The organism is Xenorhabdus sp. TS4 (assembly GCF_014467265.1).
Taxonomy (GTDB): domain Bacteria; phylum Pseudomonadota; class Gammaproteobacteria; order Enterobacterales; family Enterobacteriaceae; genus Xenorhabdus; species Xenorhabdus ehlersii.
The window spans coordinates 14,527-28,716 of sequence record NZ_NKHQ01000054.1 but is presented as its reverse complement, the minus strand read 5'-3'; the positions used below and the strand labels follow the sequence as shown (position 1 = coordinate 28,716).

Sequence of the window (14,190 nt, the reverse complement as noted above, 5' to 3'; positions counted from 1 at the left end):
CCTGATGCCACTGGAGTCAATGAGTTTTGCTTTACCAGTTATATTCCACTGTGGCAACGATGCTGCGCCCGCTACCATAGAAGCAGGCTTCTACATTCGAGCACGAAGCGACATAACGTTTATTGGTCAGGTTATTCACATTCAGTTGTACACTGGCACCTTTTAATTGCGGGGAGGCTTCGCCAAGATCGTATTTCGCCATCAAGTCATAGAGGGTATAGGGCTTGACGTGGAATGTTTCTTCATAATCACCGGAAGTCGATCCGATATAGCGTACACCTGCTCCCAAGGTAAATCCTTTTAGTGCAGTTTGTGTGAAGCTATAACTGCCCCAGGCAGATGCTGCATGTTCAGGCACTGAAGGGACTCTTTGACCAATACGTGAGGTATTGCTATCGTCTTTAGTTTTAGTATCTGTGTAGGTATAGCTTGCCATCAGGTTAATTTCTGGTGTGATTTGGGAATGAATTTCGGCCTCTGCTCCTTTTGAACCAATTTTGCCAATTTGCTCGCTAAAGCGGGTGACTGGGTTACGGGTGGTTACGTTTTTCTGGGTGATATCGAACAGGGAAAGTGTTAACAGGGTATCGTGATCTTTTGGTTGGAATTTAATACCGATTTCAGTTTGTTCACCTGTTGTGGGTTTGAATGCCGGTGTACCCGGTGCCCCTTGAGACAGGTTAGGTTCAAAGGAAGTGCTGTAACTGATATAAGGCGAAATGCCGTTATCAAAGGCATACAATAAACCGGCACGTCCTGTAAAAGCTCGGTCTTTCTGTGTTGTTGAGCTGTCTTTGATAATGTCTTGTTGCTTGGTTTCAGTCCAGTCATAACGCCCGGACAGAACTAAATTCCAGTTTTCCCAACTGAGTTGATCTTGTACGTAAGCACCTAACTGGTAAAGTTTCTTTTTATCATTTAAAGAAAGAGATAACTCATTTTCATTGACGGGAATACCCCAAGCTGGATTTGACCAATCAAAGTCGTATTGACTGCCACTTTTATGCCATCTTTTGTTGTGACTATCCGCCCATTTGTAATCGATTCCACTGATGACGTTATGATCAATGTTACTGGTTGAGAATTGTGCCTTAAGCTGATTATCCACATTAAATGACTGCGTTTTGCTGTATTCCCTTTGTGGGCGGCGTTGGATACTGGTTGGTAGGTCTTTTACATCCGATACATAAACGAAAAGCTTAAAACGCTCATTTGCTTTTGAATAACGCAGGTTTTGTTGGAAAGAGAAGACATCATTAATGTCATGCTCAAGAATGTAGCCGATAGAGTATTGTTCCCGTCTGGACTGATTAAAAGAAGGTTCACTGAGATTCATTTTGTAGGGAATATAGCCTACATTGGGAACCGATGTTACGGTGCCCTTTTTAGGGTAGAAATTACGGAATCCCGCTTTGGGATCGTACTGATAACTGGTCAATAATGTAAACGTCGTATTATTGTTGGGGATCCATGTCAGCGCAGGAGCGATGGCAATCCGCTCTTTTTTATAGTCTTTGACGAACTGCTTTTGGGTGCTGAGTACACCATTTAAACGATAGAGAACGGGAATGTCATCCCCCAAAGCACCACCAAAATCAAAAGCCAATTCACCAAGGCTCCGATTGCCCGCTTTCATCTGTACCTTGTGGATAGGCTGGTCAGTCGGCCTTTTGCTGGTCATATTAATCAAGCCGCCAGGGCTGACCTGACCATATAGCACAGATGCCGGTCCATGCACTAACTCCACACGTTCCAATAACCAAGGATCGAGCTGATTACCATAACTCAACCCATCAAGGAATTTAGGGGCGTAACGAAAACCACGGGTAATCACTTCGTCGTTACGATTGGAAGAGCCGCGGTAGTTAGTCACAACACCACTTGAATAATTCAGTGTGTCGGCAACGCTCATTGCGCCTTGTGCTTCTATTTGTGTGCGATTGATGACGCTGATTGACTGGGGAGTCTTAATAAGCGGAGTGAGGCTTTTGGTGCCTGCGGCACTGTCTGATTCTACAAAGTTTTTTTCAGAATACCCTTCCATCTTGCCTGTGATGATTAAGGTATCTTCGTTGTTATTGGCAGTCCCATTATTGGCTGAGGCATAGGGAGATAGCAGTAAGATAGAAGTAAGCGATAAGAATAATTTATTATAGTTATAGTTTCTATTTGTTCTTTTTGCGGTTTTCAATGTCTTATTCTTGATAGGCAGTACCATAGATTTCATCTCTCAATATAGATATTTTTAAAATAACTTTTTAAAAATCAAATTGATAATTAAGGCGACACCATTATGGCTAAGCTGAATAGTGAAGGCCTCCTGCCTCGTTACTCCTGATAATGCGCCATTAATTCTGTTAGCCAGCGGTTAAGATTAATAAAATAAATTGGATAATATTGCAAACAAAAATCATTATCAATATCATTGGCGAATGATAACCGTTTTTATTTTCTGAGATCGTTGCTGGTGTGGTGTATCAAATGGATATGTCATTTGTGAGCGGATTTTTTTGAAGGGGATAAAGGGATGACGTTAGTATTTCAGCCACTAGGTACGGTAGATAATTTATTATCTGCCCGTCATGTTGGCAGTGAGTTGTGGTGGGAAAATATTGCTATTTTGGGAACTCCCATTATAGAAATTGCAAATAATCATCAAGTTAAAACAACCTTCTTTTGGCGAGATCCTAATGGGGACGAACAAAATTCACCTTTTCGCCAAGTCTACATCGATATCAATGGCATCACTGATCACCACCGTCCACAACCCCAGAGCCTACAACGATTGCCTGAAACGGATATCTGGTATTGGTCAGTGAATGTTGAAGATAACTGGAGAGGAAGTTATCGATTTATACCTGTTACTGACGCACATTTGCCCCCCCAATTTTCCGATGAAATCAAGCATCGCAATCAACAGCAACGTGAATGGTGGATTTCACTCTTTCCATTATCCATTTCAGATCCTTTGAATCTACAGGGTTGTCATCGTAATGGGCTTGGTTTGCCTTTATCGGCAATTCATATGCCTCATGCTCCTGCACAGACTGCATGGTCACTCGTTGATGGAATCAGCCCACATCATGCTGCACAGCCAGATAAACGAGAACCTTTGCTTTTGCATTGGCACAGTGAGCGGCTTAACAATCGAAGGCGTGTTTGGCTTTATTCCACGGGGGAAGAAACTGCTCACCCTCGCCCTCTTATCATCCTCTTGGATGGGTTGACTTGGGCGGAGAGAGTGCCGGTTTTTTCTGTGATTGATATAGCGACTGAAAAACGGCAGATACCAGAGGCGGTTTGGCTGTTGATTGATGTTATTGATATGCCGCATCGAGAGCGGGAGCTTCCCTGCAACCCAGATTTTTGGCAAGCGATCCAGGATGAATTGTTGCCGCTTGTCGCACAGTATGCGGCTTTTAGCGATGATCCTGAACAAACAGTGATAGCAGGACAGAGTTACGGTGGGTTGGCGGCATTGTATGCCGCACTCCATTGGCCACAACGTTTTGGCTGTGTTCTCACACAATCAGGGTCTTTCTGGTGGCCTGATAGCAAAATTGTTCGACAGTTTATGTCATCTGCTGAGCATAACCTTGGTTGGCTGACACAGCAGGTTCTTGGGCACAAAGTTATTCCTTCGTCATTAAAAATCTTTCAGGAAGCGGGTTCCCGTGAAGCAGATATCCATTTTGTCAATGATCAAATGCATGCTGCGTTGCAAGGGGCAGGGCACAACGTGAATTATCGCGTGTTTAATGGTGGGCATGATGTGTTGTGCTGGCGTGGTGGGTTAATTGATGGCCTTAGTTGGTTATTGGCTAAGAAATGATACGACAAACCGATTATTGAAATCCAAGAATTGATGAGAATTAAAAATGAATTTGGAACAAAAGAATCCTTTTGATGATGACGAAGCCACTTTTTATGTACTGATAAATAATCAACAACAATATAGTCTTTGGCCGGCTTTTGCCGCACAACCCGCCGGTTGGGAGCGAGTTATTGGCCCAGATTCACGGGCTGCCTGTATCGCATACATAGAAGAGCACTGGGAGGATATGCGCCCGGCTAGTCTGCGTAATTTCGATCCGCGTAAACCATCTGTGCAAACCACGGATAAATCAAACTGATAATGCTGATGGTTTAACCTGTCGATAAGAAAGGAAATCAAACGTGCCCAATGTATTGCCATTTTCTGAAATTAAATCAGTCGATCTAACGTTGCCACTAGTAGCTGCTCAGCCTGGAATTTGGGTGGCTGATCAACTTGCCAACCACCGTAATGTGTTTACCATTGCGCATTATATTGAAATTAATGGGAGACTGGATCGCTCCCTATTTGATGCCGCTATTCGCCAGGGATTGGCTGAGGCCGATACCATTCACGCGCGATATTTTATTAATGAAGAGGGAGAGCCTGTACAGCAAATTCCTGTTTTCCGTAATGCGCAACAGGTAGTTGCTCCTGAGTGGTTTGATTTCTCTCATGGACAGGGAGAAAGCAGAGCTCAGGAATTAATGCAGACAGATCTGGCTGCTGAGTTACCCGCCGATGGAGAACGTCCTTTATATCGACACGTGATCATGAAGGTTGATGCCCAGCCAGAGCGCTGGTTCTGGTATCTGCGTTTTCACCATCTTATGTTGGATGGCTTCAGTTTTGATGCTCTGACTCGACGTATTATTGATATCTATAATGCGTTAAGCGCAGGTCGCCAGCCAACTGAAAATCCTTTCTGTTCCTTTGAATTAGTCGTCAAAGAGTATCAGAGCTGGGAGCAATCCTCTGCGAAAGCAGAGTCAGCCACGTTCTGGCAAAAGCATACCTATGAACGAGGTGTTGCTGTTTCACTTGCTACTGAAAATATTGTAAATAATAACAATATATTACCGCTGCATTATCATTGTCATTTTCCCCTCACTCAGTTTGTTTCATTAAGAGAAGATGATTTACTGCGGCAATTCCAGCCGGCTGAAATTGTGATGGCTGCACTCTGCATCTATTTCTATCGCATGAGTGGAGAAAAACATCTGTCGATTGGTTTTCCTTTTATGCGGCGCTTGGGATCTCAAGCGCTTTGTGCGATGGGGCCAGTAGTTAATCTCTTGCCACTGCACATAAAACTGCAAGACAGGATGTCCCTGGCAGAAGTAGCAAAAGCGTTTGTGGATGAAATGAAGCAAGTTCGTCGTTACCAGCGGTATGAAGCCGAACAACTGCGTTGTGATCTGGGATTATCCGGTGGCAACAATGCGCTTTATGGCCCCGTGTTTAATTACAAAATCTATAATGAGGCGTTGAAATTAGACGGTAAATCCATCAAGACGCATACACTCGCGATGGGGCCCGTGGATGATTTAGAATTTGAATTGTGTTGTTATGATGAGCAGCTTCATCTGACACTTATCGCGAATCGCAAAAAGTATAGTGAACAAACGTTACAGTGGCACAGTGAACGGATCAGCTATTTGTTGAATCAATTGCTCATGCAGCCGCAGCAATCTATTGCGTTCATCCCACTTATTCCGCCACAAGAACAACAACGGCTTGATAGCTGGTCATGCGGGCCGAGAACTCAACCGTCTATAGATAGAGTTTCTGTACTGGATCTCTTTTTGCAACAGGTTGAACGGCAGCCTGATGCTATTGCTATACGTTGTCACAATGAACAGCTTACTTACCATCAATTGATGGTAAAAGTGATGCAACTAGCACGTTTCTTGCTATTACAGGGAATGGGAGCCGAGGATGTGGTTGCCATTGGCATTCCTCGTTCAGTGGATTCAATTATTGCTATTTTGGGTGTATTAGCCAGCGGTGCGGCTTATATTCCTCTTGATCTCGATTATCCGCGGGAGCGTTTACAGTTAATGTGTGATGATGTTCAGCCAGCCTTGCTGATCACCCACCTGAATACACTGGAACAAATGCCCGAAGCTCTCAAAGTCATCTGTCTGGATGATCCGCAGGTAGCGACGCTGTGTTCCCGTTTATCCCCGTTACCTGTCACAGACGAAGAACGACGCGAAAAACTGCGTGGTGAACACTTGGCTTATATGATCTACACCTCAGGATCTACAGGTAAGCCAAAAGGTGTGATGAGCACACATGGCGGGTTGCTGAATTTATTAACTTCCCATGCAACGCATTTATTTGGGCCTGCCATTGAGAATTTTTATCAGCAATATGGCCGACGAGCACGTGCAGGACATACTGCGTCTTTCTCCTTTGATTCCTCTTGGGAGCCACTGTTTTGTATGATCTTAGGCAGTGAACTCTATATTTTTGATGAGGAACTGAGGCGGGATGCATGGGGAGTGGTACAGCAGATGAATCTGCTACCGATTGATATCATGGATATTACGCCTTCCTTCTTGATCCAACTTATCGATAGTGGGTTGTTGGAAAAAGGTAATCACCAACCTTCGTTTATTATGATTGGTGGTGAGGCTGCTACGCCACGGTTATGGGAATTACTCAAACAGCAGCCGCAAATGGATATCCACAACTATTATGGCCCTTCCGAATATACTATTGATACGTTGGGGGGGAGTATTCGGATGGCTGATCAGCCCGTAATTGGGCGTCCAGTTGCTAATACCGATATCTGGCTTTTAGACCGTTACTTACAACCCGTGCCAATCGGTGCAGCGGGAGAACTGTATCTCTCTGGCGCGGGTATCGCCCGTGGTTATTTGCATCGCCCAGGGATGACAGCAACACGCTTTGTCGCCAATCCATTCCGTCACGGCGAAGTGATGTATCGCAGTGGTGATCTTATGCGTTGGCGCCCTGATGGGCTGCTTGAATTTATTGGTCGAGTGGATCATCAGGTTAAAGTGCGAGGTTTCCGTGTTGAGTTAGGTGAAGTAGAAAATGCTCTGGTTGATTTACCAGAGGTTAGTTCTGCGGTAGTCATTGCTGAACCTGTCGGTGCAACATATCGGTTGGTGGGGTATTGCGCTGTACCGGATGAGCAACAACGTGCTTTACCCAATATCTCGGCTCTGCTGCTGGCTGCACTGGCAAAGAAACTGCCTGATTATATGGTTCCTTCCCTCTTAATGGTATTGGAAACCTTACCTATTTCGATCAATGGCAAAATTGACCGTAATTCATTACCCAAACCACAGCAATTTCAATTGCCAGTGGGCAGAAAAGCGGAAAGTGAGCAGGAAAAATCTATTTGTGGGGCATTCTCCAGCTTATTAGGTGTGCAAGAAGTCAGTGCCGATGATGACTTTTTTGCGTTGGGGGGAGATAGTATTTCTGCGATGGCGCTAGGAACGCAATTACGTCGCCTTGGTTGGCAGTTACGTCCGCGGGATATTTTCAGTGAACGTACACCTGCGCGCATGGCGTTAAAGATGACACCTATTGCCATGGTTAAGCCTGTGACTACACGCATTCAAAAAGGGACGATTGATAGCCTGCCTATTTTACATTGGTTTGCTGAGTTTCATGGAATTAATACCCGTTTTGTTCACGGTGTATTTATACATGTCCCCGCAGAATTGCAGCCACAACACTTATCACAAGCATTGGTTGCCTTAGAACACGCGCATCCTGTACTACGCGCATTTACTCGTGATGATCGCTTGGTTTTAGGTGAGTCGATTTCGGTATCTGAAGCAACTCATTACAGTCTATGGCAAGATTGCGCAGATATTGAAGCCTGTGCCGAGCAAGCTTTCCATGATGCGGTTATGCGTTTGGAACCGGCGAGCGGTCAGTTATTCCATGCTTGTTTATTGCAACATGGAGGAATATCTAAAGGATTAGTGCTTGTTATTCACCATCTGGCAACAGATGGCGTTTCATGGCGAATATTATTGGATGAATTGCGTCAGGGAGTAGAAGCAGCAATCGCAGGTAAGCCCATAGTCTTACCCACAGAAGAGTACACTCTATACGATTGGAATGATTATCTACGCCAAAATTTACCACAACGTGTGGTTGAATTGCCTTTTTGGCAACGAATGCTAAATGAAAAAACGCCTCTTTTAGGGCAGCGTCCGCTGGATGTACAGCGGGATCGCCAAATAACCTCCTGCAAGGAGCGAACATTATTGAGCGGCGAGCAAACAATCGCGTTATTAGGAATATTGCCAAAGCAATACCACGCTAATATTGAAGAAATGTTATTAACAATATTGGCAATGGCTTGTTATCGTCATTTTAACGTCAATAAGTTACGTTTCCAGTTAGAATCTCATGGTCGCATTGAATTAGATCAAACAGGCGACTTAGCTCGCACGGTTGGCTGGCTAACCGCTGAGTACCCAATAGTGGTAGGTTTGCCACTAACAGGAGAGCACCAACCTGTTGGGATGGTTATTGTTGAAATAGTTAGGGCGGTGAAAAGTGTTTTGCGCGCAGTGCCTGATCGCGGAGTCGGTTATGGCTTGCTGCGCTACCTTGATCAAACAGGGCGGAAAATACTGGCAACGCAAGAAACACCAGAGATTTTATTTAATTATCTGGGGCGCTTTGTCGAGACAGATCACTTATGGGCACCACGGCGAACTAAGAATCTTTTCCAAGATGCTTTTGCGGTTTATCAAGATCCCGAAATGTCCCTAAGCCACAGCTTAGAAATCAATTTGTTTGTGGATGAGCAGGGCAACACTCCACAGTTGGTGGTTAACTGGCAATGGGTTGATGGTATTTTCAGTCATCAAGATATTGCGGAATTACATCGCGGTATGGCGTGGGCGGCTGATTGCTTAATCCAATTTGCCAGGCAGCAGCCCTTACGGGCTATGGCAACTTTAGTCGCTGCAGAAACTGGGTTATCAGATATTGAGGAGAACGATCTCACTCAGTTGACTGAACGTTATGGCCCACTATCCGCGGTATTACCGTTACTGCCACTACAACAAGGGTTATTATTCCATGCACAAACAGCCACCGAGCATGGCAGCTATAACTCATTGACGCGCCTTTCCCTGTTCGGATCATTGTCTGTTGTTAAGCTACGTCGGGCGCTGTCAGTTTTAGTACGGCATCATCCTCAGATAGCTGCAAAATTTGATACTGAACAATGCGTCTCTCCATTGCAATTGATCCCCCTCATTTCTGATGACAAAGATTATTGGACACTTGATTGCCATCAACTACCTGAGTTGACAGCGGAAGAGGGAGAGATAGCATTACGGGAACTGGAAAAAGCAGAACTCACGCGGAACCTCTTTCAACAACCAGCAGCGATGTTACATGCATTGCTGGTGCGTCACGGTAGAAGTTTACACCATACGCTATTGCTAAATGCTCATCATCTGATCGTTGATGGCTGGTCAACCCCTATTCTAGTGCGAGACCTTTTGACCTTGTTGAATCAAGGCGAGCAAGCCTTGCATAAACCCGAGATACATACACCTAAAATACGTTATCAAGATGTAGTTCAGCAATTATTGGCGCGTGAAACGGAGCCTTCTCGTCAATGTTGGCAACAGGTATTGAAAGGTGTTCAACCAACATGTTTATTTGGTGAACAACTCCATACTGGTGAGGTTAAAGAGCTTGAGATATTACTCGCACCAGAGATGGAACAGGCATTAACTGACTTGTGTCAGCAACGTGGTTTAACGCTCAATACTCTGATGCAAGGGATTTGGGCGCTGTTATTGAGTATACAAAGTGGCTCATCTGATGTTGTTTTCGGCTCTCCTGTATCGGGGCGGTTTGGGCAGATTGATGGGTTGGATCAGCATGTCGGGTTGTTTAGTAATACCTTACCCGTTCGCGTTATTCTGGATATGGAGCAACCTCTATTGCCTCAACTAGAACAGCTACAGGCACAGCAGATCCAATTGATTGAACATGACAATATTGGCTTGGGCGAGATTCAGCGAATTGCAGGTACTGGCACGCTTTTTGATACTTTATTGGTAGTTGAAAATTATCCTAATGTGGAGCAAGACAAAGGAAATAAAGAAAATATTGAAGGCATTCTCTGCCAAGGAATCAATAACCGTGGTTATACCCATTATCCTTTGACGTTATTGGTATTGCCGGGTAAGCGTCTGCGCTTATTAATGGAATACCGTGAAAGCGTTAAACAGCCTGAACATTTGGCACAACGCATACTGTTCTTGTGCCAACAATTAATCGAACGGCCTGAGATTGCTCTGCGGGAATGGGGGTTACAATCAGTCGATGAAGCCGCATTCATTGAGGAAGTTAATAACACTTATCGTGATATTCCAGCCAAAACACTTCATCAGATTGTGGTTGAGCAGGCAGGCAAAACGCCGGACGATTTGGCGTTGTTGGATTGTCATCATCGTCTGACCTACCAGCAAATGCGCCTGCAAACTCGGCTATTGGTTGATCGTCTAATTGAAGCGGGTGTACAAGCGGGGGATATTGTTGGGGTTGCATTATCACGTTCGGTTCGGCTAAGTCTGGCGTTACAGGCGATTCTGGAAGCAGGGGCGACATGGTTGCCTCTTGATATCGGCTATCCTGATGAACGCTTGACCATCATGCTGGAAGATGCTGAACCTCGATTAGTGATGACAGAAAGTGAGTATCAGGCCCGTTTTGCCAGTCAGGCTTCTCTATTATTATTGGATAAACTGGCAGATGAAACACAACAACCTATCCATTCTGCCGCCAATGTAACGCCTGAACATGCTGCATATATTATCTATACCTCAGGTTCTACAGGGCGACCAAAAGGCGTGGTGGTAAGCCACCACGCCATTGTTAACCGTTTATTGTGGATGCAGGATACTTACCCATTGACTACAGATGATGTGGTATTGCAGAAAACCCCCTGTAGTTTTGATGTTTCTGTATGGGAGTTTTTCTGGCCGTTGATGACCGGTGCTCAGTTAATGATGGCGCCACCGGAAGCGCATCGCGATCCCACACGTCTTCGACAACTTATTGATGATTACCATGTCACGACCTTACATTTTGTGCCATCAATGCTGGCAACATTCATTGATTCTTTAGCGTTACAAGGACAAGAAGCGCCTTTCTGCCGTGGTTTGAGACGTGTTTTCTGTAGTGGGGAAGCCTTGTCCTGTGAACTGGCACATCGCTACCAAACGCTGATCACTGCACCTTTGCATAATCTTTATGGGCCAACAGAGGCGGCGGTGGATGTGACATGGCAACCTGCGTTTGGTGAGGCATTACAGCGTTGTAGTAGCGCTGGTGTTCCTATCGGCCGGCCGGTATGGAATACCCAATTGCGTATTTTAGATCCTTGGTTGCGCCCTGTTCCCATTGGCGTGGCGGGTGATCTTTATCTCAGTGGTATTCAGTTAGCGACAAACTATCTGAACCGAGCTGATTTGACAGCCAGCCGTTTTGTGGCCGATCCGTTTGCATCGGGTAAGCGGATGTACCGAACGGGGGATATTGCATGCTGGTCAGAAAATGGTGAGGTTGAATACCTTGGACGCAGTGACGATCAATTAAAAATACGTGGTCAGCGTATTGAGCTGGGTGAAATTGAACAAGTTTTACTAGAACAACCAGGAGTGGCTCAGGCTGCGGTTGCTGCACGTGAGTTAGGTAAGTCAAGTCAGGCAATTGAGAATGTTGATGCGCGTCAGCTAATTGCTTGGGTAATCCCGCAATCAGATGTGACATTGAATATTGAAGCACTGCAACACACGATGATGAAACGATTGCCTGCTTATATGCTGCCGGTCAGCTATGTAATACAGGAAAAATTCCCGCTAAGTGCCAATGGAAAATTGAATCGCAAGGCACTCCCAATGCCAGAGAAATTAACGACTGGCAGGTTACCGCAGGCGGGCTTGGCAAGTCAGCTAGCTAAGTTGTTTGCGGAAATCTTAGAGTGCGACATTGTTTGGGCTGATGACGATTTCTTTGCTTTGGGCGGGCATTCGTTGCTGGCAATGCGTTTGGCAGCCGAAATACATCGACGCCTTAATCTTCGTGTTTCAGTCGGTCATATTATGGTCGCGCGAAGTGTAGAAAAATTGAGTGCACTACTGGTGGATGAACAGAAGAAAAATTCGGACGAAAACAGTGGAATAGGCGAGGTTTTGCCGTTGAGGGAGGGAATCGGGCCGGCACTGTTCTGTGTGCATCCGGCGTCAGGTTTTTCTTGGCAATACAGTGGGTTGCTGCGTTATCTGGAGGGAGACTGGCCGATTATCGGATTACAATCTCCTCGTCCTCGCGGTGTCATTGCTGACTGCGACAGTCTCGACGCAATGTGCACACGCCATTTGGCGACTTTACGAAATATCCAACCTCATGGGCCTTATTACTTGCTGGGTTATTCTCTGGGAGGAATGTTGGCTCAGGGAATGGCTATCCGTTTACAGCAAGAAGGTGAGGAAGTGGCTTTCTTGGGATTGTTGGACGCTTATCCTCCAGAAGGTCAGGATTGGGGAGGGTTAAGCGAAGAAGAAGCCAAACAGGAAATTGCCCGTGAACAGGCAGAGTTTATGGCGGCTACAGAAGATGAGCATGATCCGCAACTGCGTAAGGAAAAGCAGGCAATGTTTGAAGATATTGTGGCTAACTATCGAGACGCTGTCCGCAGTTTATTATCCGCTGTTAACCAGAAATATGATGGCGAAGCTACGTTGTTTGTGGCTACGCGGACGTTGCCACCGGAATTGGATGTAGAGGAGACATGGGCACCTTGGATTCGCCATTTAAGGGTTTATCGGCAAGATTGTGAACATGCAGATATCCTTTCTCCAGATTCGTTGGAGCAATGGGGGCCACTGCTGAATGGCTTGTTGAAACGACACCGTAATTAAGCTACCGCAATTGACTTTATCGTATTTAACGCATCGTATGGAACATTATGGCTACTTCATCAATTTTTTTGGATTTTAGTTTACTTAAAAATAATGCCCATTTTCGCGCTATCTTTATTGCCCGTATGTTATCTGTCTTTGCATTAGGAATGCTGACGGTTGGGGTTCCTGTCCAAATGCAGTTTCTGACAGGATCTACCTTACAGGTGGGAATTGTGGTTGCACTGGACGGAGTCGGTATGTTCATCGGCTTAATCTTAGGGGGAATACTGGCTGATCGTTATGATAGGCGTAAACTCATTTTGTTTGCCCGTGGTACTTGTGGTATCGGTTTTGTCGCACTGAGCTTTAACGCATTTTTAGACTCTCCGTCCCTGTATATGCTCTATTTTCTTTCTATTTGGGATGGTTTTTTTGGTGCGTTGGGTATGACGGCATTAATGGCAGCCATCCCCAATTTAGTCGGGCGGGAAAATCTGGCTGCGGCAGGCGCCTTGAGCATGATTACTGTTCGCATAGGTGCCATTATTTCACCGGCATTGGCAGGTATTATTATTGTTGCTGGTGGACCGGGATGGAACTTTGCTGTTGCAGCAATCGGTACATTAGCCACATTGTTACCCCTGATGAGGCTTCCTGAAATGAAGCCTCAGCCAAGTAAACAAGAGCATCCAATCAGTGCGTTGATAAGCGGAGTGAAATTTGTTTGTCAGCATAAGATTGTGGGCAGTGTCATATTGGTGGGGATGATGATCAGTATAGCAGGCGCTGTTCGTATTCTGTTTCCTGCATTATCTCAAGAAGTATACCACCAAGGGCCGTCAGCAACGGGCTTGATGTATTCCGCTGTTCCTCTGGGAGCCATGCTCGGAGCCTTTACCAGCGGTTGGATAGGACGAAGTAACCGGCCTGGTGTTCTGCTTGTTATATGTGCTCTGTGCTCTTTTATCACGTTATCTATGCTAGGGATCGTCACCAATATCGTTCTGGCATTACTTGTGTTGGTTTGTTATGGATATTTGAATGCATTCGCATCCTTACTGCAATTTACCCTTGTTCAGAGTCATACACCGGATCATTTATTGGGGCGAGTGAACAGTTTTGTCACTGCTCAAGATGTTACTGGTGATTCTTTGGGGGCATTGGGATTAGGTTTTATGGGACGTTTGCTATCTCCGGTAATCACCGTCTTTTCGTTTGGAACTGTTGCTGCACTTACCTGCTTGTTGCTTGCAGCAGTAGTAAAACCTTTACGTCATTCTACACTGCGTGACCGCATGCCATTATCAGAAACAAACACCTTAGAACATGGGCCTCAGCAAAGTGATAATTAATTGAAACCATAGTTAACGGAAATAACACCATAACATGATGTGTTATGGTGTTGTTAAATATTATTAAAATAAAGGATAATAAAATGTGGCATTT

The 14,190-nt window shown here is 45.3% G+C and carries 5 protein-coding genes; 4 read left to right on the top strand and 1 reads right to left on the bottom strand.

The window, feature by feature from the left end; genetic code table 11:
• Positions 1 to 31: 31 nt before the first annotated feature.
• Positions 32 to 2,218 carry a TonB-dependent siderophore receptor gene (locus Xets_RS13290; RefSeq protein WP_099130729.1) on the bottom strand — a complete coding sequence of 729 codons (2,187 nt, stop codon included), beginning with the start codon at positions 2,216 to 2,218 and terminating at the stop codon, positions 32 to 34.
• Positions 2,219 to 2,527: 309 nt separating this feature from the next.
• Here Xets_RS13290 and fes point away from each other — a divergent pair, with 309 nt between their 5' ends.
• The 4 genes from fes to entS are packed head-to-tail and all read left to right on the top strand — an operon-like array spanning position 2,528 to position 14,096.
• Complete coding sequence (fes, locus tag Xets_RS13285; protein ID WP_099130728.1) at positions 2,528 to 3,832, top strand: enterochelin esterase; 1,305 nt, start codon at positions 2,528 to 2,530, stop codon at positions 3,830 to 3,832.
• Positions 3,833 to 3,878: 46 nt separating this feature from the next.
• Positions 3,879 to 4,133, top strand: coding sequence for an MbtH family protein (locus Xets_RS13280; RefSeq protein WP_099130727.1), 255 nt, complete (start codon positions 3,879 to 3,881; stop codon positions 4,131 to 4,133).
• Between the two features lie 43 nt (positions 4,134 to 4,176).
• Complete coding sequence (locus Xets_RS13275; protein WP_370588240.1) at positions 4,177 to 12,762, top strand: amino acid adenylation domain-containing protein; 8,586 nt, start codon at positions 4,177 to 4,179, stop codon at positions 12,760 to 12,762.
• Between the two features lie 47 nt (positions 12,763 to 12,809).
• Positions 12,810 to 14,096, top strand: a complete 1,287-nt coding sequence (gene entS, locus Xets_RS13270) for an enterobactin transporter EntS (RefSeq protein ID WP_099130726.1) — start codon at positions 12,810 to 12,812, stop codon at positions 14,094 to 14,096.
• Positions 14,097 to 14,190: the final 94 nt, after the last annotated feature.